The 19,841-nt window shown below is 68.3% G+C and carries 36 protein-coding genes; all 36 read left to right on the top strand.

Annotated elements, in window-relative coordinates; genetic code table 11:
* Positions 1 to 80 precede the first annotated feature (80 nt).
* The 36 genes from ACZ4D5_RS03990 (at position 81) to ACZ4D5_RS04165 (ending at position 19,808) form a co-directional block, all read left to right on the top strand.
* Positions 81 to 422, top strand: a complete 342-nt coding sequence (locus ACZ4D5_RS03990; RefSeq protein ID WP_467770732.1) for a hypothetical protein — start codon at positions 81 to 83, stop codon at positions 420 to 422.
* 23 nt (positions 423 to 445) lie between these two features.
* Positions 446 to 643, top strand: a complete 198-nt coding sequence (locus ACZ4D5_RS03995) for a hypothetical protein (protein ID WP_467770733.1) — start codon at positions 446 to 448, stop codon at positions 641 to 643.
* 9 nt (positions 644 to 652) lie between these two features.
* The gene (locus ACZ4D5_RS04000; RefSeq protein WP_467770734.1) at positions 653 to 1,066 is read left to right on the top strand and encodes a hypothetical protein; all 414 of its coding nucleotides are present in this window, start codon (positions 653 to 655) and stop codon (positions 1,064 to 1,066) included.
* Between the two features lie 211 nt (positions 1,067 to 1,277).
* Positions 1,278 to 1,514 carry a hypothetical protein gene (locus ACZ4D5_RS04005; protein ID WP_467770735.1) on the top strand — a complete coding sequence of 79 codons (237 nt, stop codon included), beginning with the start codon at positions 1,278 to 1,280 and terminating at the stop codon, positions 1,512 to 1,514.
* Positions 1,515 to 1,523: 9 nt separating this feature from the next.
* A complete protein-coding gene (locus ACZ4D5_RS04010; RefSeq protein ID WP_467770736.1) occupies positions 1,524 to 1,685 on the top strand; it encodes a hypothetical protein in 162 nt (53 codons plus the stop codon).
* A gap of 11 nt (positions 1,686 to 1,696) precedes the next feature.
* Complete coding sequence (locus ACZ4D5_RS04015) at positions 1,697 to 1,996, top strand: hypothetical protein (RefSeq protein ID WP_467770737.1); 300 nt, start codon at positions 1,697 to 1,699, stop codon at positions 1,994 to 1,996.
* A gap of 118 nt (positions 1,997 to 2,114) precedes the next feature.
* Complete coding sequence (locus tag ACZ4D5_RS04020) at positions 2,115 to 2,312, top strand: hypothetical protein (RefSeq protein ID WP_467770738.1); 198 nt, start codon at positions 2,115 to 2,117, stop codon at positions 2,310 to 2,312.
* Positions 2,313 to 2,567: 255 nt separating this feature from the next.
* Positions 2,568 to 2,705 (top strand): hypothetical protein, encoded by a 138-nt coding sequence (locus ACZ4D5_RS04025; protein WP_467770739.1) that lies wholly within the window; start codon positions 2,568 to 2,570, stop codon positions 2,703 to 2,705.
* A 560-nt stretch (positions 2,706 to 3,265) separates the two neighbouring features.
* A complete protein-coding gene (locus ACZ4D5_RS04030) occupies positions 3,266 to 3,985 on the top strand; it encodes a hypothetical protein (protein ID WP_467770740.1) in 720 nt (239 codons plus the stop codon).
* A gap of 45 nt (positions 3,986 to 4,030) precedes the next feature.
* Positions 4,031 to 4,585, top strand: a complete 555-nt coding sequence (locus ACZ4D5_RS04035; RefSeq protein WP_467770741.1) for a hypothetical protein — start codon at positions 4,031 to 4,033, stop codon at positions 4,583 to 4,585.
* Positions 4,582 to 4,968 carry a DUF6221 family protein gene (locus tag ACZ4D5_RS04040; RefSeq protein WP_467770742.1) on the top strand — a complete coding sequence of 129 codons (387 nt, stop codon included), beginning with the start codon at positions 4,582 to 4,584 and terminating at the stop codon, positions 4,966 to 4,968. Before ACZ4D5_RS04035 ends, ACZ4D5_RS04040 begins: the two co-directional genes overlap by 4 nt.
* Entirely contained in the window at positions 4,965 to 5,300 is a 336-nt protein-coding gene (locus ACZ4D5_RS04045; protein ID WP_467770743.1) for a hypothetical protein, read from the top strand. Before ACZ4D5_RS04040 ends, ACZ4D5_RS04045 begins: the two co-directional genes overlap by 4 nt.
* Before the next feature lie 157 nt (positions 5,301 to 5,457).
* Positions 5,458 to 5,739, top strand: coding sequence for a hypothetical protein (locus tag ACZ4D5_RS04050; protein ID WP_467770744.1), 282 nt, complete (start codon positions 5,458 to 5,460; stop codon positions 5,737 to 5,739).
* Positions 5,740 to 5,932: 193 nt separating this feature from the next.
* Positions 5,933 to 6,751 carry a glycoside hydrolase family 16 protein gene (locus tag ACZ4D5_RS04055; RefSeq protein WP_467770745.1) on the top strand — a complete coding sequence of 273 codons (819 nt, stop codon included), beginning with the start codon at positions 5,933 to 5,935 and terminating at the stop codon, positions 6,749 to 6,751.
* Positions 6,752 to 6,770: 19 nt separating this feature from the next.
* Entirely contained in the window at positions 6,771 to 7,217 is a 447-nt protein-coding gene (locus ACZ4D5_RS04060; protein ID WP_467770746.1) for a hypothetical protein, read from the top strand.
* A gap of 1 nt (position 7,218) precedes the next feature.
* Positions 7,219 to 7,482: a hypothetical protein gene (locus tag ACZ4D5_RS04065; protein WP_467770747.1), complete on the top strand. Its 264-nt coding sequence runs from the start codon at positions 7,219 to 7,221 to the stop codon at positions 7,480 to 7,482.
* A 1-nt stretch (position 7,483) separates the two neighbouring features.
* Positions 7,484 to 7,987, top strand: coding sequence for a hypothetical protein (locus ACZ4D5_RS04070; protein WP_467770748.1), 504 nt, complete (start codon positions 7,484 to 7,486; stop codon positions 7,985 to 7,987).
* Between the two features lie 12 nt (positions 7,988 to 7,999).
* On the top strand, positions 8,000 to 11,200 hold the full coding sequence (locus ACZ4D5_RS04075; RefSeq protein ID WP_467770749.1) for a hypothetical protein: 3,201 nt from the start codon (positions 8,000 to 8,002) through the stop codon (positions 11,198 to 11,200).
* The gene (locus tag ACZ4D5_RS04080) at positions 11,194 to 11,481 is read left to right on the top strand and encodes a hypothetical protein (RefSeq protein WP_467770750.1); all 288 of its coding nucleotides are present in this window, start codon (positions 11,194 to 11,196) and stop codon (positions 11,479 to 11,481) included. The genes ACZ4D5_RS04075 and ACZ4D5_RS04080 overlap by 7 nt, the downstream gene beginning before the upstream one ends.
* 33 nt (positions 11,482 to 11,514) lie before the next feature.
* Positions 11,515 to 11,886, top strand: a complete 372-nt coding sequence (locus ACZ4D5_RS04085; RefSeq protein WP_467770751.1) for a phage tail fiber protein — start codon at positions 11,515 to 11,517, stop codon at positions 11,884 to 11,886.
* A 35-nt stretch (positions 11,887 to 11,921) separates the two neighbouring features.
* A complete protein-coding gene (locus ACZ4D5_RS04090; protein ID WP_467770752.1) occupies positions 11,922 to 12,746 on the top strand; it encodes a hypothetical protein in 825 nt (274 codons plus the stop codon).
* Entirely contained in the window at positions 12,737 to 13,030 is a 294-nt protein-coding gene (locus tag ACZ4D5_RS04095; protein WP_467770753.1) for a hypothetical protein, read from the top strand. Before ACZ4D5_RS04090 ends, ACZ4D5_RS04095 begins: the two co-directional genes overlap by 10 nt.
* Positions 13,031 to 13,041: 11 nt before the next feature.
* Entirely contained in the window at positions 13,042 to 13,752 is a 711-nt protein-coding gene (locus ACZ4D5_RS04100; RefSeq protein WP_467770754.1) for a hypothetical protein, read from the top strand.
* 169 nt (positions 13,753 to 13,921) lie between these two features.
* The gene (locus tag ACZ4D5_RS04105; RefSeq protein WP_467770755.1) at positions 13,922 to 14,518 is read left to right on the top strand and encodes a class I SAM-dependent methyltransferase; all 597 of its coding nucleotides are present in this window, start codon (positions 13,922 to 13,924) and stop codon (positions 14,516 to 14,518) included.
* Between the two features lie 9 nt (positions 14,519 to 14,527).
* Positions 14,528 to 15,400 carry an NAD-dependent epimerase/dehydratase family protein gene (locus ACZ4D5_RS04110; protein ID WP_467770756.1) on the top strand — a complete coding sequence of 291 codons (873 nt, stop codon included), beginning with the start codon at positions 14,528 to 14,530 and terminating at the stop codon, positions 15,398 to 15,400.
* 10 nt (positions 15,401 to 15,410) lie between these two features.
* Complete coding sequence (locus ACZ4D5_RS04115) at positions 15,411 to 15,692, top strand: DUF7352 domain-containing protein (protein WP_467770757.1); 282 nt, start codon at positions 15,411 to 15,413, stop codon at positions 15,690 to 15,692.
* Positions 15,689 to 15,940: a hypothetical protein gene (locus ACZ4D5_RS04120; RefSeq protein WP_467770758.1), complete on the top strand. Its 252-nt coding sequence runs from the start codon at positions 15,689 to 15,691 to the stop codon at positions 15,938 to 15,940. The genes ACZ4D5_RS04115 and ACZ4D5_RS04120 overlap by 4 nt, the downstream gene beginning before the upstream one ends.
* 167 nt (positions 15,941 to 16,107) lie before the next feature.
* Positions 16,108 to 16,323, top strand: coding sequence for a hypothetical protein (locus tag ACZ4D5_RS04125; protein ID WP_467770759.1), 216 nt, complete (start codon positions 16,108 to 16,110; stop codon positions 16,321 to 16,323).
* A gap of 17 nt (positions 16,324 to 16,340) precedes the next feature.
* Positions 16,341 to 16,805 carry a hypothetical protein gene (locus ACZ4D5_RS04130; protein WP_467770760.1) on the top strand — a complete coding sequence of 155 codons (465 nt, stop codon included), beginning with the start codon at positions 16,341 to 16,343 and terminating at the stop codon, positions 16,803 to 16,805.
* A gap of 25 nt (positions 16,806 to 16,830) precedes the next feature.
* Positions 16,831 to 17,022 carry a hypothetical protein gene (locus ACZ4D5_RS04135; protein ID WP_467770761.1) on the top strand — a complete coding sequence of 64 codons (192 nt, stop codon included), beginning with the start codon at positions 16,831 to 16,833 and terminating at the stop codon, positions 17,020 to 17,022.
* Positions 17,022 to 17,234 carry a hypothetical protein gene (locus tag ACZ4D5_RS04140; RefSeq protein ID WP_467770762.1) on the top strand — a complete coding sequence of 71 codons (213 nt, stop codon included), beginning with the start codon at positions 17,022 to 17,024 and terminating at the stop codon, positions 17,232 to 17,234. The genes ACZ4D5_RS04135 and ACZ4D5_RS04140 overlap by 1 nt, the downstream gene beginning before the upstream one ends.
* Entirely contained in the window at positions 17,234 to 17,611 is a 378-nt protein-coding gene (locus tag ACZ4D5_RS04145; protein ID WP_467770763.1) for a hypothetical protein, read from the top strand. The genes ACZ4D5_RS04140 and ACZ4D5_RS04145 overlap by 1 nt, the downstream gene beginning before the upstream one ends.
* Positions 17,604 to 17,810, top strand: a complete 207-nt coding sequence (locus ACZ4D5_RS04150; protein ID WP_467770764.1) for a hypothetical protein — start codon at positions 17,604 to 17,606, stop codon at positions 17,808 to 17,810. Before ACZ4D5_RS04145 ends, ACZ4D5_RS04150 begins: the two co-directional genes overlap by 8 nt.
* Positions 17,811 to 17,813: 3 nt before the next feature.
* On the top strand, positions 17,814 to 18,083 hold the full coding sequence (locus ACZ4D5_RS04155; RefSeq protein WP_467770765.1) for a hypothetical protein: 270 nt from the start codon (positions 17,814 to 17,816) through the stop codon (positions 18,081 to 18,083).
* A gap of 1,078 nt (positions 18,084 to 19,161) precedes the next feature.
* Entirely contained in the window at positions 19,162 to 19,377 is a 216-nt protein-coding gene (locus tag ACZ4D5_RS04160; RefSeq protein WP_467770766.1) for a hypothetical protein, read from the top strand.
* A 254-nt stretch (positions 19,378 to 19,631) separates the two neighbouring features.
* Positions 19,632 to 19,808 carry a hypothetical protein gene (locus ACZ4D5_RS04165; protein ID WP_467770767.1) on the top strand — a complete coding sequence of 59 codons (177 nt, stop codon included), beginning with the start codon at positions 19,632 to 19,634 and terminating at the stop codon, positions 19,806 to 19,808.
* Positions 19,809 to 19,841 lie beyond the last annotated feature (33 nt).

A 19,841-nucleotide genomic window follows, 5' to 3' on the forward strand; every position in this document is an offset into this window, starting at 1 on the left:
GGAACCCCTGAATCCGACGGCTCCGGTCGATCGCAACGCCTCACCCACCAGCACGATTCCCGTTTCCCGAAGGAGAACTCATGCCCGCCTCGTACACGCCCGCCGAGCGCCGCCGGATCGCCCGGCTGAGCGCCAGGACCATCAAGCAGGCCGTCGCCTCGGACGGCCCGAACGGCACCACCGACATCGTCGACCCGGCCATCGGCGCCGAACTCGATCACATTCGGCAGCGCGGTGAGGACCGCTACGAGCGCGAAGCCCAAGCCGTCTTCGCCAACCTGGACCGCGCCGAGAACGCCGTCGCTCAGGCCAAGGCGAACTTGAAGACCGCCGACAGCAAGGCGAAGCCCGCCGCCCGCCGCGCCCTGCAAGAAGCCAAGGCTGCCCAGCGCAAAGCCGACCGAGCCGCCCGCAAGTACTGACCCAACCCCGAAAGGAGCCCGCCATGGGCCTGTTCAACCGCAAGACCGGACCCGAGCCGGAGATTGTCGCCACCGCCGCTGAAATCGACGCCGCCGCCAGGGGCATCGCCGCAGACGACAGCACTCTCGCCGACCAGCTGTGCGACCGCGCGGGCGAGGACAGCCAGCGCGTGGCCATGGCCATCCTCGCCCGCAGCGTCGACTACACCCCGCAGGACTGAGAGGACGCCATGACCGAGCTGCCGTCCGACCGGCTGCCCGACCACCTTACGGCCGGGCAGCAGCCGGTACCCGCCCACCACCGGCCGCCGAACGTCATGTACTCACCGGACGGTGTGCCCTACCACTTCACCGTCGGTCAGCCGCCCGCCCCCTCCGGGCAGTACGCGACGGCTCAACTCCCCGATACGCGGCGCTTGGCGCCGGAGATGGAACGCTTGATCATCATCACGTTCCTGATCCTCGCGGTGATGGTCGTCTGTGTCGGAGCAATCTGCGCGATTGTCCTGATCTGCGGCGGCACCCTCATGGGCATCATCGGCGCTGTCGGAGCGAACGCCACCCAGATCACCATCGCCCTCATCGGCGTGATCCTCGCCGCCGGATGGGCCGCCACCAAAATCCGCCCCAGCAAGACCAAGTAGCCCACCCGACCCTGAAGGAAACCTCATGATTCGGACCATTCACCGTGCGTTCAGCACGACCGTCGAATGCGATCGCTGCGGGTTCCGGCAGACCGCAAGCAACGACGCCCTCGCGAACGCCGCCGTCCACTCCCACACCTGCCAGCGCCGCCCGCGCTCTGTCGTCCGCAACGCAAACCGCACCAGCCGAAACGACTGAATGGAGATCCCCATGACCACTACGACCGAGACTGCCGCGTTGAAGGAGCGCGCCGTGTACTTGCTCGTCGAGGCCGCGAAGTGCGTGCGGGCCGGCGCCTTCAACCCGCCCGTGATCCGGAAGAGCCAGACCGCAGTGGAAGCGGCCGTCGCTGCGGGCGCATCCCACACCGACGTCCTCCGCACCCAGCAGGAACACCCCAACGCCCAAATCTGCGCCGTCGAATACGACGGCCCCGCCTGGCGATAGGAGACCCATATGAGCTGGCCGAAGAAGACCATCCCGAACTTGACCGATGAGGAACTCGCCACCGCGATCGAGGAGCACGAGGGCGACTCGGACCCGGTCACTCAGCAGATCACCGAGGGCTGCATCCGCGAGTGGGAGCGCCGCCATGGCCTTCCCGTCACCGACCGATAGGAGACCCGTCCATGACCACCACCGTGCTCAGCGAGAAGGACATTGTTAGCCGTCACGCCGAGGACGTGGCGTATGCGGCCGAAGCCGACCCGGCTACCAGCCTTGACACCCTCATCAGCCAGCTCGACGCAGCCGTCATCAACTTCGAGGCGGCGGGCATCAACGGCCACGAGGATCTGGAGCTAGCGTCGACGCTCCTTGGCGAAGCCCGCCACGCCAAGGACGAGGCCGCACGCGGCACGTTCCTTCAGCGTGCCGACGAACTCCTCGCGCCCCTGTACGACATGAACGACGAGCTCAGCTGTATCTGACCGGCGACCGAGAAGAGCCTGGCCCGCACGCGCAGCGCCCCCTCCGCATGCAGCGCGGAGGGGGCGCTGCGCGAACACTACAGAGAGCCGAACGGATGAACCGAGGATGATGAGCCCCATGGCCATGAAGAAGATCGAACACAAGGCGCCGAAGAAGGCGTTCCTCACCCTCGATGAGCTGGCCGCGTTCGCTCAGGAAGCCTTGCGGTCCGGGGCGGACGGCGGCGAGGTCGTGGAAGCGGCCGTGAGTTTCGGCGGCAAGCTCCAGGCCCTGAGTGTCGAGGTGCCGGTCACTCCTGCGATGGACCGCGACTAGCGGGCTGGGCGGGCACGGCGCGAGCCATCCACCTATCGTCGGTCAGTAGCCGGGGGAGTAGGACCGGCTCCAACCCCAGCCGGGCGCATAGGAGTTCGAGGGCCTGCTGGCGCTCCCGCTCCGTGTCCGCCTGCACCGCGAAACGCACCGACATGCGGCCAGTGTGGCGCGGCCGGTGGGGGAGCGGGTCGGGAACGGGGGGATTACTCCGTCGTCGGCTGGGCGAGGTCGGTTCGGGCGCCCTGGCCGGGCCGCATGAGCGACGACGACATGGCCGCCGAGCGCCACGAGATGGTCGACGCCTACGCCAAGACCCTCGAAGCCGCTGGCTACACGGTGGAGCGCCGAGGTCCTCGTGCCCGCAAGCCGTACCTGCTGGCGCGCAAGGCCTGACCCACCCCAGGGCCCGCCGATCCACCGCACAACCGCCCCCAGGGGGAACCGCATGATCCGCTCGAACCGCCTCCGCCGCGCCACCGTCAAGGCCCGCCGAGGCGCCGCCGGTTGAGCCCAGCCCGGCCGGGCGTATGGCTGGTGGGAAGACGACCCGCGCACATGCGCCCGCTACGACCGCGACCACTGGGAACGAGACGAGGCCCCGTGACCGCCCCGTCGTCACCACCCTGCGAGAGGATGCGACATGACCTTCCGAGACTGGCTCTACAGTGCGATCGGCCCTTGGCTGGCGGGAGTTGCCGTCATAGCCGCGATCGTTCTGCCCGGTGATGCTGCGACTCCACGGATTGCAGCGGGAATCGTGGTCGGTATCGCAGTCGTGACAGTCGGGAGCGCGATTGGGAATCGAGCGCTACGGCGCCGGTGAACCCCAGGCTCGCTGGCAGGGCAGGGGCTCGCGGCAGTTCACGACTGTGCCATTGGTCTCCAGTGTCAACCCTCTGGTGCACTATTGGCTCAAGCGCATCCTGCTTCCCGTACCACCCGAGGAGCCTGCCGTGCACGACCACCCCACTGGCCTCGAAGACTACGAGTGGCCTGTCTGCATAACCCCCGGCTGCGGGCGGCAGCTTTGGGTCAGCGAGACGGGACGCTGGGCTTGTCGGCCCTGCGAAGACAAGACAGCTGTCCGTATCGCTGAACTCCCCACCCTGTTCCGGCGTCTCGACACGACCGCGGCGTTGATGCGGGGCGCGCGACGCATCGGCGGCGGAAGCACCGGCTCGAAGAACCCGCCGATCCCGCCGCGGCTCGAAGTCCTGGCTCTCGTCGGCCCCGGCGGTGTCGCAGCCCGACTGTCGGCGATCGAAGACTCGTGGCGGCAGACGCTCGGCTGGACCGTCGCACCGTGGCGCGGCTCCCCGGCCCAAGCCGTCCCTGGACACGTCGAGTTCCTCGGAAACAACCTCCTGTGGGCCTGCTCCAGCTACGAGTCCGTCGGCCAGGACATCGACGACCTGCGACGCCTCCACAGCGAATGCAAGGCCATCGTTGACGATGAGCGGAAGCCCGGCCACGTGCAGATCGGTAACTGCCCAGCCCACCTCGAAGGCCTCCTTTGCGGGCAGCCGCTCACCGCCTCCGCCGCATCCCACCGCGTCCGGTGCCCGGCATGCGGCAGTCGGTGGGAGACGCTGGGGGAGTGGAGGCAACTCCGCGCCGCACAGGAGCAGGTGGTCGAAGAGGCTTCTGCCGAAACTGCCGCGACAGCAGCCTGACCTTCGCGCCAACCTGGAACGTCACCGCGCACCCTGGAGCCCTTCATGCAGAAGATCCCCACGCTGTTCGTCCGCGATCCCGACGACCGCCGCCGAGTCCTGTCGGACGTGACGCCCGGCTGCGAATGGGTCCTCGACGGCCACGGCGTCGCAACCCGCAAGTACGACGGAACGTGCACGCTGCTCGACGAGTCCGGGGAGTGGTGGGCGCGCCGTGAAGTGAAGCCCGGCAAGACCCCACCACCGAACTATGTGCCGGTCGAGCGTGACGCCACGACCGGCAAGACCGTCGGCTGGGAGCCAATAGGGCAGTCGTCGTTCGCGAAGTATCACGCCGAAGCGGTCGAGATCCGCACCGGGTGGCCCCACGGGACTTACGAACTCTGCGGGCCGAAGATCAACGGTAACCCGGAAGGCCTAGACCGTCACACCCTCATCCGTCACGCGACCGCCGAGGTCATCGACCCCGGACTCGACTACCGCACCTATGACGAGATCGCCAACTTCCTTGCGGGGCATCAGTGGGAAGGCATCGTCTACCACCATCCGGACGGACCCATGGTGAAGATCAAAGCGCGTGACTTTCCGGGGGCAGCATGAGCGAGATCGCCGACTTCCTGCGGGCCCGGTATGCAGAAGCCAGGGATGCCGCGGAGGCCTGCTTGAACGAAGTAGGGTCCACGCGGGCCGGAGACACGTATTCCGACGGGTCGGGAGTCGCCACCAGCGACGATTTCCCCAGCTACCCGTGGGGAATGGAACCTGCCGAACTCGCCTATGTCCAGCGGCAGCACCCGCAGGATGTCATCGCCGACCTCGACGCCAAACTCGCGCTCATCGGCGAGGCGGAAACCTCGGAGGCATCGGTGGGACAGCCGGACTATGACGGAGGTGGGGCCGACACCCTGTGCTGGGTGCTCTGGATCCTCGCCCAGCCGTTCGCCGGGCATCCGGATCACAAGGGGGAGGAGTGGGCGCCGTGAGCGAGCGGTGCGGGACGCTTCGCGAACTCGCCGACGCCTGCGACGAGCAGGCTCGACGCGCACGGATCTCCGAGCGAAAGCGCTGGCAACTCCGGGACGAGGCGGCCTTCTACCGCCGCATGCTCTCCAACCGAGTTGCCTGTGACCCTCACACGCTGACCCTCCGCCCGTGCCTGCACCTAGACGTCACCGAGCGGTGGTGCCGCCACCACGGCTATCGCACTGTCGCAGGCGTCGACGGCATGACCATCCAACGAGGCAGTGAACCCGCCCTCATCATCAAGCCCGGCGATACCTTGCGTTGGGACGGGGAGCGGCTATGGGTGGTGTGAGCGGCCTACGCATGCCGACCTGCATGTCCTGCTTGTATCTAAGATCCTGGATGCTGTAACGTCCGTATTTGACGATGGAACATCCGTCGCAACCGTCACCCGAGACCCCCACCGTGAACATGCCGGTGGGGGTCTTCGCGTACCTCGGGGAGGTGCCATGGTCGCCTACCCGAACCCTGACGGGCTTGAGATTCACTTCGCTCAACTTGCAGGCAACGCCGACCTCGGCGACCTGTGGGATGCCGCCCGCGAAGCCGAGGTGAAGCCCGGCACCATCCGCGTCTGGGTCACCCGAGGAAAGATCGAACCCGTCCTCGACGGTGAAGCAGGCCAGTACTTCCACCTCCCCACCATCCGAGCGGCGGCAGCAGGCGGCGCCAAGTACACGCCCGCCGACCCAGCCGCCAACAGCCGCGGCCCCCACAGTCACGCCGCCTGAGTCCCCTGCGCATGGTGGTCGGCGCAGGCCGGGCCTCGTAGCGCCCCCAGCGCTCGGCCCACCCGTCCGCCCGGCTGTGGGGGCCGGGCGGACACCAACCCCAGCCGGGGCGGCCCCCCTGTTCACCCGCCCCTGTCCCGCCGCCCCACGCCCCCGCCGGGCGGCGGGACACCCCGGGCTCGAGGAGGTGGCCATGCGGCGCCGGCTTCTCACCATCACCGGACTTGTCCTCGCTTTCCTGCTCTGGGGCATTACCGCTCCGCCCGCGAAGGGCGCCGCTACCTGGCAACTACGGTTCGTCGACACCTTCAACACCGACGTCGCCAAGGGCCGGTTCACCGACTGCAACCACAATGTGGACACGCCGAAGGCGTACTGCGGCGGCCTGTCCGGCAGCGTGCGCGCGAACTGGTGGGCGTACCCGAAGGGCTGGCCAGACACCGCCACCCAGCGCGGCTATCCGGTCGGCGGCCTGTATGACCCGGCATCCACGGTGTGGATCTCCGGCGGGCAGATGCACATCCGCATGTGGCGCGGCGCCACCGGACCCGTGCACTCCGCCGCGGTCGTACCCAAGCGACTGATGGAGCAGCGGTACGGGCGGTACGAGGAACGCTTCCGCGTCTCCAAGGTCGCCGTCGGCTACAAGAGCGCGCACCTGCTCTGGCCCGTCGTCAACGAGACGTGCCCCGGCTGCGAGATCGACTTCCCCGAGTCCGAGTGGACCGAGGACATCCACGCCTTCACCCACCCCAAGGGCGGCGGCGCGCAGGACGCCTTCGACACCAACCGGGCCTGGACCTCATGGCGGACCTCGGTGATCGAGTGGCGGCCAGGCGAAGTGAAGTACTACCTCGACGGCCGTCTCGTCGGCCGCTCCGCGCGCGGCATCCCCGACAAGCCCATGAGCTGGATCATCCAGAACGAAGCTGCCCTCAACGGGGACCGGGCCGCACCCAACAGCAGCGCACAGATGGACATCGCCTACGTCAAGGGCTGGTCCTGGGGCTGACCCCGAGAGGAAGATCAAAATGGCCAACATCACCTTCAACGTGGCCCTCGGGAAGATCGCCTCACTGGCTGCGCTCCCCGCCACCAACGACGCGCTCATCGCCGTCCCCATCGAGACGTCCGGCATCGTCTCCGACGCGACCATGCGGGACTACGACGACCTCGCCGCGCTCCTCGCCGGCGCCTCCAACGAGCAGACCACCATGGGCCGCAAGACGCTGACCGGCGTGACTGTCACCGTGGACGACACCAACGACCGGGTCGCCGTCGACGCCGCGGATATCACGTGGACCGCGGCCACCGGCAACGCCATCAGCGCGATCGTCATCTGCTACGACCCCGACACCACCGGCGGCACCGACGCAGACCTCATCCCGCTGACGAAACACGACTTCACAATCACGCCTGATGGCAGTGATGTGACGGCAACCGTGGCGGACCTCTTCCGCGCCACATCGGCGGCCTGACATGCCGCTCGACGCGACCGGACGGGCCCGCGCCCTGGCGCAGTGGATGCGGGACCTCGACCTGCCACTGTCCGGGCTCACCAAGCCGGACCTCGCCGCCGCGCTCGCCGCCACCGACGACTGGATCGACGCCAACCAGGCATCGTTCAACTCGGCGCTACCGCAGCCCTTTCGCGGCACGGCCAGTCTGCAGCTGAAGACGCTGCTGTTCTGCTACGTGGCGATGCGCCGGGCCGGCAGGCTCCGAGCGGAGGAGGACGGCTGACATGGCCAACGTCCGACTCGACCTCGACCCCGAACAGGCCGTGTTCCTCGCCTCGACGTTCCCGCAGTACGACAAGGCCAACGGCACCAACTTCCCCGTCTCCGGCCTGCGGTATGACGCCGCCGCAGACGAGGCGGCCTTCTGGAAGCTCGACAGCTTCGGCTACGGCTCCGGCAACCTGACCATGGATCTTCTCTGGTACGCGGAGAACGCCACGAGCGGTGTGGTCCGGTGGGGCGCCTGCATCGCCGCGATCACCCCCGATGCGGATACCCAGGACGTCACCACGGACGGCCTTGCGACCGAGCAGACCGTCGACGACACCCACCTCGGCACCACCGGCAAACGCGTCCACAAGGCCAGCATCACGATCAGCAACCTCGACTCGATCGCCGCGGACGACGTCGTGTGGGTGCGGATCCGCCGCGTCGGCTCCAACGGGGCGGACACCATGGCCAACGACGCATGGCTGCTGCAGGCCCGGCTCACGTACTCCGACACCTAGCAGGGGGCCGGGATGGCCGTCAGGACTTCAGCAGACGGCCAGGACTACACCCACACCCTCACCCTCGGCGCACAAACGCAGATCAGCGCCTGCGGCTGGTACAAGCTCAATGCCGACCGCAACGCGAATCAGGGCTTCATCTCTATCGGCGTCAACAACAGTGACTACTGGTCCGTCTGCACCGACAGCAATGGCACCACCCTCAAGTTCTTCGACGAGGCCTCCGCCTCCACGGGCGTCGCCCTGACCGTCGGCACCTGGTACTTCATCGCCGCCTCCACCAACGGCGCCAACGGCTCCCTCTGGGTCGTCGCCCAGAGCACCGCCGCCTTCCCCACAGCGATCACCTGGACGACCGGCGCCACCAGCACGACCGCCACCTCCCTCTACCTCGCCGAGCATCACGCCACCGGTTTCTGGCTCAACGGGTGCCTCACCGGCATGAAGGTCTGGATCGGCGCGACCCTGACCGCGGCCGAGTTCGCGGCGGAGCGCTGGTCGAACCGCCCGCAGCGCACCGCGAACCTCACCGCCTGGTACCCGCTGATCCGACCCGAGACCGCCGACTACTCCGGCAACGCCCGCACCCTGTCCGGCGGCAGCGGAGCAACCCAGGAAGACGGGCCGGGTGTTGGCTGGAGCCCCGGACGGCCCCGCCGCGTCAAGAAGTCCACCGCGGTCTCCCAAGCCCTCACCCACGCCGCCGAAACCGGCACCGCGCAGCCGCTGACCCGCACCAAGACCAAGCCCCTCGGTACGGCCACCGAAACCGGCACCGCACAGGCGCTGGCCATCCCCGGCACACCGCTCGCCGACCTCACGGACAACTTCAACGACAACACCGTCGACGGGGCGCTGTGGCCCAACAGCTTCGGCACCTACAGCGAAACCGGCGGACGCGCCCGCATCGCCTGCGCCACCGGATACAGCGCCTACAGCAGCGCACTCGACTACACACTCGCCGAATCGTCGGTCTACCTGCGCTCCTACCCGCCCGCCGCCGGCGGAGCCACCACCGAGGCCTGGTCGCAGATCCTCATCAAGTCCGCCACCGCCGGAACCGACATCGGCTTCGAACACCGGCTGACCACCGGCCAACTGGCGATGTTCTCCCGCGTCGCCTTCGCCGACGCCGGCGAAGTCGCCATCACCTACTCGCCGACCGATCACGCCTGGCTGCGAGTCCGCGAGACTGCAGGCACCACCTACTGGGACACCAGCCCCGACGGGACCACGTGGACGAACCGGCGCACGCTGGCGAGCCCGGCCTGGGTGGGCGACAACAACCTCGAGTTCCAGCTCATCGCCCACCGCAGCGACGGCGCCGACGACGTCGCAGAGTTCGACAACGTCAACGTCGCCCCGGCTACGGTCGTCGCCCTTGGTACGGCCACAGAGACGGGCAGTGCCCAGGGACTGGCAGGCAGAAAGACCCGCGCACTCGGCCCTGCGGGCGAGACCAACATCGCGCAGACGCTGGCCAAAACCAAGCGGGCGACCCTGCCCACGGTCGCTGCCGCGGAGACGGCGCAGGACCTCGGCCGGATCAAGTCCCGCGCCCTGCCTGCCGCTACGGCTGTCGCAGCCGCGCAGCCGGCGGGCAAGGCCAAGGCCCGTGCCGTCACAGCCGGTTCGGAGGCGTCGGCAGCACAGGCACTCGGTCGCACCAAGACCAAGCCGCTCGGCACCGCAACCACGGCCGAGACCGCCCAGCCACTCACTGGCCGCAAGACTGCACTCCTTGGCTTCGCCACCGAGACCGGCCAGGCGCAGACTGCAGGACGCTCCAAGCGGGCAGCTCTCGCGCCTGCGGGAGAGGTCGGCTCTGCCCTGTCGGCGGGGCAGAGCAAGACCCGCACCCTGGCCCCCGCCGCAGAAGCGGATGCCGGTCAGGCGATCGGACACCACAAGTCTCAAGCCCTGGGGCAAGCTACCGAGTCCGCGACGGTGCAGCCCGTCGGCGGATCCAAGAGCAAGCCGATCGTTCCCGCGGCGGAAGCTGGCACCGCGCAGGCCCTCGGCAAGGTCACGGGCCTCGGCGTCGCCGCCTGCGTCGAGACTGCACAAGGCCTGCGTGAGAGCAAAACCCGCACCATCGGTGCCGCGGCTGAGTCGGACGGCGCCCAGGCCCTGGGGTACGCCCGCCCCCTTGCACCGGCTGGCGAAACGGCAGACGTCCAGGCTGTCACCACAGCCAAGAGCAGGGCCCTGACCGCGGCCGCCGAGACGGCATCAGCACAACCAGTGGGTGCAGCCAAGACGGCCCCGCTCACCACCACGGCACCCGTCGAGAACGCTCAGCCACTCGGCCGCGCCAAGTCATTGCCGCTGCCCACCGCCACCTCCCAGGAGACAGCGCAGCAGTTCGGTGGAGCCCGCGAAGCCGACCTCGGCACCGCCCAGGAGAGCGACGGCACACAGCCGCTCCAGGGCACGAAATCCGCACCGATCACAACCGCCGGAGAGCAGAACACGGCAGGCGCAGTCGCTGCAGGGAAGAGCAGAGCCCTTGCTGCAGCAGCAGCCGAAGCCGCGCAGTCGCTCACGGCGGGCAAGGCCAGGCCGCTCGACCAGGCTGCCGCAGTCGAGGCGGCGCAGAACCTGACCGCCCGCAAGTCCCGGACACTGGGCGTAGCAGGGGAGACCGGGCAGGCCCTGCCCGCCGTCCCCGCCGGATCACTCACGCCGACGGCCGAGGTCGACACGGCGCGCCCCCTCGGCAGGGCCAAGGCCCAGCCGCTTGGGACCGTCCTTGAGACAGGGGAAGCCCGGTTCGTCGCCGCCTCCAAGCACGCCGTGCTCGGGACGGCCGGCGAGACCGACAGCACGCAGACGCTGCACCGCACACCCCAACTCGGGACCGCGGTCTCCGCCGAGACCGCGCTCGCCCTGGGCAGGGCCAAGAGGCTCCATCTCAGCACCGCCGAGGAAGCCGCCACGGCACGGCAGCTGGGCCGCGACAAGAGTCTCCAGGTGGGCGCCGCGGGCGAGACGGGCACCGCGCTCGCCATCGGCTCCAGCATCCCGCCGCCCGTCGACATCGACGTCACCGTCGGCGCCCCCTACAGCCGCTGGTCGGCCGGAGCCCCGCACAGCGACACCTACGGCACCAGCGTCATGCCGTCCGCCTGGCGGGCCGGCACACCGCACCCCCGCCCCTACGAGGCCGAAAGGCCGGACGGCAGCGGCTTGGAGGTGGGCGCCCCGTGCTGATCCCCGCCTCCTCGACCGAGTACCTGCACGTGCCAGTCACCGCCCCGGAGGGCGTCGACCTGACCGGTGCGCCGGTGCGGATCGCCGTCGTCGGCCACTGGGACAACCCGGCCAGCACGGAGTGGAAGACCGCGGCGTGGGACGACGGCGAAGCCGTGCTCCTCATCGGGCCCGGCAGCGAACTCGCCCTCACCCGCGGCGACTACCGGGTGTGGGTGTCCGTCGACCCGCCCGGCGCCGAGAACATCACCCGCATGTCCGGACACCTCGGCGTCACCTGATCAGGAAGGAGGGCAGTAGCCATCGCAGACAACTTGAGCAACACGGCGGAGAACAGAGCGCTCGACTGGCTTATGGGCACGTCGACCACAGCTCCGACATTGCCGCTGAAGGTCGCCCTCGTCACCGCCAACGGCTCGGACTCCGCGGCCGGAACTGAGGCGACCGGCGGCAGCTACGCGCGCAAGAACTTGACCGTCGGCGCCGCAGCATCCGGCACCACCTCCAACAGCGCCGACCTCGTGTGGACCGGCATGCCCGCTGGGACGTTCGTCGGCGTCGAAATCTGGGACTCCGCAGGCAGCCCGGTGCGCCTCTGGTACGGGCCCCTCGCCGCGAGCCGCACCCTGCTCGCCGGCGATGAACTCCGCATCACCGCAGGCGGCTTGACGTTCGCGCTCTCGTGATCGCGGGGTGAGTCGTGGCCCTGTTCTCGACCCTCGTGGACACATTCAACGACAACGTCATCGGACCGGACTGGGGCAACTCCTACGGCGGCGTCTCCGAGACGGGAGGGCGAGCCCGCGTGCCGTGCGTGGCAGGCACCTACGCCGGCTACCAGACCGCCAGAGTGTGGACGCTCGCCGGAAGTTCCGTCTACCTGCAGGTTCCCCTCGCCGCAGCCGCGACCGGCGCCACCGTGGAGGCGCAGACAGTCTTCGCCATCACCCCGGATCCGCTGCAGGGCACGAACCTCGCGTTCAACATCAACACGGTGGCGGGCACCATCCGGTGCGAGTCCAACACCAACTACACCGACGGCGCCGCCGTCTCACTCACCTACTCCGCCGTCACGCACCTGTGGCTGCGGATCCGCGAGACCGGCGGAAACGTCCTGTGGGACACCTCCACCGACGGCTCGGCATGGACGAACCGCCGCACGCTCGCCACCCCCGCCTGGGTCACCAGCGCGGTCAACGGATGCGCGCTCGACCTGTGGTCCTACCGCAACAACGGCACAACGAATTACGCGGAGTTCGACAACGTCAACACCCCCGCGTCCTCAGCGGCGGTCTACTTCGCCTCGGCCGCGCTCACCGCCGACGGAACCCAGACCGCCGCGGCAACCCGCTCCATCGTCGTGGCCGCAGACCTCACCGCTGACTCCTCCCTTGACGCCGCCAGCGTCCAGGCCGCCACCGCCTCGGCCGCCCTCGCCGGGAGCAGCGAGCTCGGAGCGAAAACCGACGCCGTCGACACCGACGACATCACCGTCCAGCTCAGCGAACCGCGCGGAGGATGGACGGTGAGCCAGCCGTGGATCTAGCCGCCATCAGCACCGAGTTCGTGAAGGTCACCGTCGTCGCCCGCGCCGGCGGAACCCAGATCCAGCTCGCTGTCCCGCCGCAGTTCGCGTTCCTCCTCACCGACACCAGCCCCGTCACCGAGGACTGGCTGACCGGCGAGTGGATCGCCCCCCACGGCCGCATCCTCATCGGCCCGAACGGCGGCGTCACAACGCTGGAGCCCGGCGAGTACAGGCTGTGGATCAAGTTCGCGGGCGGCTCCGAAACCCCCGTCTACCGCACCGGAACCGTCACCGTCTACTAGGAGCCCGCGCCATGGCCGACGACCTGCTCGTCATCATTCCCACCCGCGGCAGGCCTCAGGCTGTCCCGGAGATTGTGCAGGCGTGGGGCGAGACCGGTGCCACCGCCGATCTGCTGTTCGCCGTCGACACCGATGACCCGGAGCTCGCCGCGTACAAGAAGCACGCCGTCGCGCTGAAGGGCGACAGCCGGGTGCGGTTCACGTTCGGCAAGAGGCGACGGCTCGTCGGCACCCTCAACCAGCAGGCCGTCAAGGCCGCCAAGACGTACCGGTTCCTCGCGTTCATGGGCGACGACCACCGGCCGCGTCCGGCCGCCATGTCGTGGGACGAGCGCATCCGCGTCTGCCTGTCCGGCGGCCCTGGCATCGTCTACGGCAACGACCTCCTCCAGGGCGAGGCCATGGCGACCGCCGTCGCGATGACTTCGGACATCGTCGAGACGCTCGGCGTGATGGTGCCCGACTGCCTCGTGCATTTGTGCGCCGACCTGGTCTGGGTCGACTGGGGTCGCGGTATGGGCCGGATCACCTACCTCGACGACATGGTCATCGAGCACCTACACCCAGCCAACGGCAAGGCGCAGGTGGATCAGGGCTACGAGGAGTGCAACAGCCCCGAGCAGGTGTCCACCGACTCGGCTGCCTACTACGACTACCGCGACAACGGCGGACTCGAAGCCGACCTGGCCAAGCTGCGGAAGCTCGTCGAGGAGGCATCGTGAGTACGACGCCAACGACAGAGCAGCGCTGCTCGGCGTACTGGTTCATGGGAGACGTGCACTGCGGCCTTAAGCGAGGTCACGAGCAACCCCACCATGGAACTGCTGAAGGCCATCGCTTCAAGTGGACAGGGGATCACCCGCGCCAGCGAGACCTGATCAGGGAGGCGCGGTGACCGCCGAAGCCGTGATCCAAGCCTGGGATCAGGCCGACCCCGACGCGATCCACCCGCTGCGCCGCATCTCCGAGGCCGCGTACTGGGAGTCCGGCCACGTGCAGGCCGACATGCTCGCCACCGTGATCCCCGACGGGGCGAAGGTCCTCGACTTCGGCTGCGGTGACGGGCGCGTCGCCATCCCGCTCTCCGGGCTCGGCTACGACGTGACCGCCGTCGACGCCTCGCAGCGGATGCTCGACCGGCTCACCACACGCGCGCCCGACCTGACCACCGTGCAAGCCGACGCCGATGGCATCGCCGGACATCTCGGCCGCCGACGTATGGACGCCGTGTACGCGCTCGCCGTGCTCATCCACCACAGCTACGTCGACGGCCTGCACATCATCGGCAGACTCCGGGCCGCCACGAAGCTTGGCGGGATCCTCGTCCTCGACTGGCCCGTCTCCGAGACACCCGAAGAGGCCGACTCGTGGATCGGCGTCACCACCTGGTCCCGCCAGCAGCAAGCCGACGCGTGCCAGCGGATCGGACTCGAACCCGTCGACAGCGGACTGCCGTGGGGCGTCTACCGGGCCATCAAGACCAGCTGAGGAGGCGGCATGCGCGTCCTCCTCACCGGCAACCGGGGCTTCGTCGGCTGTCACCTTGAGTCGGCCATGGTCGAGCGCGGCTGGACGGTCACCGGCATCGAACTGGCCTACCCGTTCCTGTACGACGCCCTCGACTTCTTCCGCACCGACGACCGTCGCTGGGACCTCGCCATTCACTGCGCGGCGGTCGTCGGCGGTCGGGCCAGCATCGACGGCAGCCCCCTCGGCGTCGCCACCAACCTCGCCCTCGACAGCTGGCACTTCCGGTGGCTGACCCGCACGAAGACCCCTCGCGCCGTGTACTTCAGCTCGTCCGCGGCCTACCCGGTCGCGCTCCAGCAGCCGGGCGAGATCCACCGACTCGTCGAGACGGACATCGACTACGAGCGGCCCGGACGGCCCGACGCGACCTACGGGCTGACGAAGCTCGTGGGGGAGCAGCTCGCCCGGTACGCCGAGGCAGAAGGCTGCCGCGTCCACATCCTGCGACCGTTCTCGGGCTACGGTAGCGACCAGGACGAGGCGTACCCGTTCCCTGCGTTCATCCGCCGGGCCCGCGAGCAGCAGGACCCGTTCGAGATCTGGGGCGACGGCAGCTCGACCAGGGATTGGGTCCACGTCGACGACATCGTCGGCGCCGCCCTCGCAGCCGTCGACCAAGACGTCACCGGGCCGATCAACGTCGGCTGGGGCAGGGCCGTCAGCTTCGACGAACTCGCCCGCCTCGTCACCGCCGAGGCCGGCTACCAGCCCGAGCTGAAGCATCTCGCCACCGCGCCGCAAGGCGTCCACCACCGCGTGTGTGATCCGAAGCGACTGTTCGACGTGTACCAGCCCTGTGTGGAACTCGAAGAGGGCATACGGCGCGCGCTCACCGCATAAAGGGGGCGACGTGAGCCGATCGATCTACCGCTACGAGATACCCGTCGACGACCAGTGGCACGCCCTGGACCTCACCGGTGATGTCGTCCACGTCGACTGCCGCAGCATCTACGTCGTCGAATTGTGGGCCATCTGCATCGACCGCCCTGCGACCCGGCGCAGCTTTCGCGTCTACGGCACCGGCCACCCCATCCCCGACGACACAAAGCACGTCGGCACCACCATCGCCCCCGGCGACCACCTCGTCTGGCACCTCATGGAACTGCCCCGATCCGGAAGGCCCGCGCCGTGACGACCACCTACGAGTTCACGTTCAAGAGAGCCGACGCCGGCTTGGCGGTCTATGCGGGTGGGCTGCACGTCATGACCATCCCCAAGGCAGACCGGGCAGAGCCGAACGAACAGCACGGCGGCTACAACTTCTACGACCCGCACGACGCTTACATCACCTGGAAGCCGGACTGGCTGCTCCAACGCACAGCCCACGACAGAGCCCAGAGCATCGAGTTCGGCAAGCTCCTGAACCGGATGTCCGGCTAGCTCCCCACGGAAGGCCCGCGCCCATGGCCCGCCACCAGATCACCATCACGATGTGGCAACCGTCGCCGATCGAACGCCTCTGGTACTGGAGCCTCGGCATCCCGGCGCCCGCTGCATGTGGCCCGCCGCGGAAGCGGGAAGCGTGGGTCCGGCTTCTGCCGCAGTGCTTGACCCGCATCCATCAGCGGTACGCGAAGGTCAACGGCTTCTACTGGCTGCCCTGCCTACTCTGCTCCCGCCCATACGGCGGCCACCAGCACGCGGGCAGCATCCCCGACCCCGAGTACGGGCCCGGCTCCGGCCGCACCGTCGGCATCTGCCCACACTGCACACGCCGTGGACGGCACGTCGCCCTCCCCGACGACGACCTGCCCGTCTACTGACCCCCGGAGCCCGCGCCATGGATCTCCACGCCTGGATCACCCATCAAGTCGAAAGTGTTGAGCGGTCGATCGAAGACGACTGCATCGCGAGCGACGAAGCCGCGCCCATCCTGCGCCGCTGCGAGGCTGACCGCCGCATCCTCGCCCGGCATCGCCTCGACCCGAACGTCACCTACGAGGCCGCCTGTGAAGGCTGCCGCACCTACGGTGACCTGGACATGGCGTGGACCGACAACCTCAACGACTGCCCCGAGCTGCTGGATCTCGGCCACGCCCACGGCATCACCGACGACATCCTCGCCGGACTCGACCAGTCGCGACCGCCAGAGCCGCAGGGGCGAAGGCAATCCGACGAACCATCGGTACTCGGGTCGGCTGCCGAGGCATGGCATGAAGCCCTGCTCGGCACCCTGCGCCCCACCTCGCCCATCACCACCAGCGACGTACCCGCCGCACTACGCGGCCCCCGCTGGAAGCCGTAACCGACCACCCACAGGAGCCCGCGCCATGGCCCGCTACACGATCAACTACCTGACCGGCGACACCGAGACCATCCAGGTCGATCGCATCGAAGAAGAGGGAACGCAGTACACCGCCTACCTCGGTAACGATGAGGACCACTCCGTGATCGTCAGCCACATTCCGGTCGCCAACATCCGCAGCATCCACCGCCAGGACGCCCAGGCGGTGACCGACTGATGACTGCCGTCCCCAGCTACAGGGAGCTGGCCCAGCGCACCCTCGGACAGGCGGCCCAGGATCTCAATGCGATGCCGCAGGGCAACGTAGCCACCGCCGAGATCACTGCCCGCGCGGCCAAAGCGAACGCCATCGCCACCGTCGCCGTAGCCCAAGCACTCCTGGAGATCGGCGACATCCTCCGCGAACGACTCCCGCGAGGAGACGCCTGATGGCCCGCCTCCAGATCCTCGAACTCCCCACCGAACACCACGGCGAAGACATGACCACGCCATTCGTCCTCGTCATCGACGAAGCCAGCGAAGACGTTGCCAGCACTCTGCACGGGCCGGAAGACGCCTCCTACGCCACAGCGATCAAGCGGCTCACCGGACGATCCCTCGCAGAGCAGATCGGCGCCCGCGCCATCCTCGTCTTCGAAGAAACCATCGACATCCCCGCCAACGACGTGCCACTCGACGCCGACGGCAACCCGCTCTTCCTCAAGGTCCACGTCGAGGGTGAGTTCGAGAAGTTCCGCGAGCAAGTCCAGGACGAAATCCGCAAGGCGCAGACGGAACTCCGCGACGTACTGAACCGCGATGCCTGACGTGACGGTCAAGCTGGCCGACGGCATCCGTGAGATCACCGTCGAGATCAGCGGCAGCGACGACGACCCACTCGGACACGCAGAAGCGGCAGCCGTCCGGCTCTACGGCCTCGCCACCGCCGGAAGCCCCAACGGGCGGCGCGTCGGCTTCAACAACTGGGCGCTCAGCAGCGACACCGAACGCGGCCCCGAGGAGTAGAACATGACCGCCGTCAACATCCGCGTAGCCGAGCCTCTGCTGCCCTTCTTCGAGACAGCCTTTCAGACGCTCGGGGCCACTGAGATCGACCGGACCTCAGACCCCGACGACGCATTCATCACCGTCGTCACCGTCGACATGCCCGGAGCCCCCACCGAAGCGCACACCATGGACGCCGACCTGACGTTCGCCACGGACCGGCCCGTGCACATTCAGCAAGCGACCTATCTCGACGCGCACGGCACGGAACTCGCGACCGTCACCTACTCGTGAGCGGAGGCTGGCAGAACTCCGGGCGGAAGCAGCGCCTCCCGTCTGGGTGGGCGAAGATACGGGCGCGCATCCTCGCCCGCGATCCGATTTGCAAGATCTGCAACATCAGGCCCAGCCGGTTCTGCGATCACATCGTGGCCAAGGCGGACCTCAACGGGGACACGGATCTTCAGGGCGTGTGCGGACCCTGTCATGATCAAAAGAGCAGTCGTGAAGGGAACGACGCCCAACGCGCCAACCCGCGGCCAACTCGCACTAGGCCCAGTGAAGTTCATCCGGGAATCTTGCGAGATGATCGGTAGAATTGGGGCAACAAGAAACCCCGGCGAGTGCTGGTAACACTCCCGGGGCGTGGCCGATCTAGCTAGGAGATCGACATGGCAGAGGGTATATGCAGCGAGCCCCATTGTGTGAGGAGAGCCAAGAGGCGAGGGCTCTGCAGGGCTCACTCGCCAAGTGCTCGACCATGCCGGGTAGAGGGGTGTGAGCGGCCGGTAGACAGCCATGACCTCTGCCCCATGCACGTTAGGCGCTGGCGCCTGACCGGCGACCCGGGGGAGGCGGACTCTCGACACCGCCCGAACGGAGCCGGACACGTTCGCCCTGATGGATACATTGTGACGCGGAACCGAAGCCATCCCTTGGCCGGTACGCGAGGCTACGTCTACGTGCATCGGGCGGCCCTGTACGACCGGATCGGCCCAGGGCGCCACTCCTGCCACTGGTGTGAAGTCCCCGTCGAATGGGGAGACTCCAGCTCGCCTCTCACTGCCGACCATCTCGACTGGGATCGGCGCAACAACGACCCTGGGAACCTTGTCCCCAGCTGCCTGGCGTGCAACTCGAAGCGGTACGAGACACGCACCGATCGCGGCGAAGAGAATCCCACGGCCAAGCTGACCGAACCCGAAGTGCACGCCATACGGGAATCGGGCGAGTACTGCCGAGTGCTTGCCGACCGTTACCACGTGAGTGAATCCCTCATCGTCATGATCAAAGCAGGGAAAGTCTGGGGTTGGCTGGAGCCTAGGCCTGAAGACCTGTAGTTCGCAGCGGCACGGTCCCTAGGCTTTCGGTGGTGACCGTGCCCGCATACCTGATCGTCCACGCCGAACGGCGACGCGAAGACATGCTCGTCGAAGACCCCGCCCTCACCCTGCAGATCAGAGACGGCTGGGCCATCCTCACCGACACCCACGGCATCGCACTCGCCCTCCCCACCGAACACGTCGCCTGCATCCAACGCATCGACCCCGACCCCGAAGACCAGACGCCCACGCTGCACAAGGAGTGATTTGCTGTGGCCAGCAAGGGACGAGGAAGCCGCAGCCGGCGAGGGAACGCCGAGACGCTGCGCCGATACTGGAGCAGCGGGTCGGGCGCCGCCAAGATCCGTTGGGGGACGCCTGGCGATTGGACCAGGTGCAACCGGCAGCTCAGTAAGTACATGGGAGCGCGAGCACGCGGATACTGCCAGCTCCTGCACCGCCGCAATACGGGGATCTTCACGGGCAGCAGGCTGAACCCTGGTCGACGCAGGACCCGTTGATGCCAGCCGTTGCGTACTCGCGGTGCTGCATGTGCCGCGACTCGATCCCTGTCACCATCACCTCCGATCTCGCACGCCAGCCAGGCGAGCCGATCACTCTGGTCATGGACGAGACGGATGTGTGGGCGCACGCGTGGACCCATGAGGAGCAGGCCGACAGCGAGCAGCCAGGGTGAGCGCCGGCCGCACCCTCACCCCTTGTGCCCAGT

This window comes from Streptomyces sp. NPDC025651 (genome assembly GCF_055558735.1).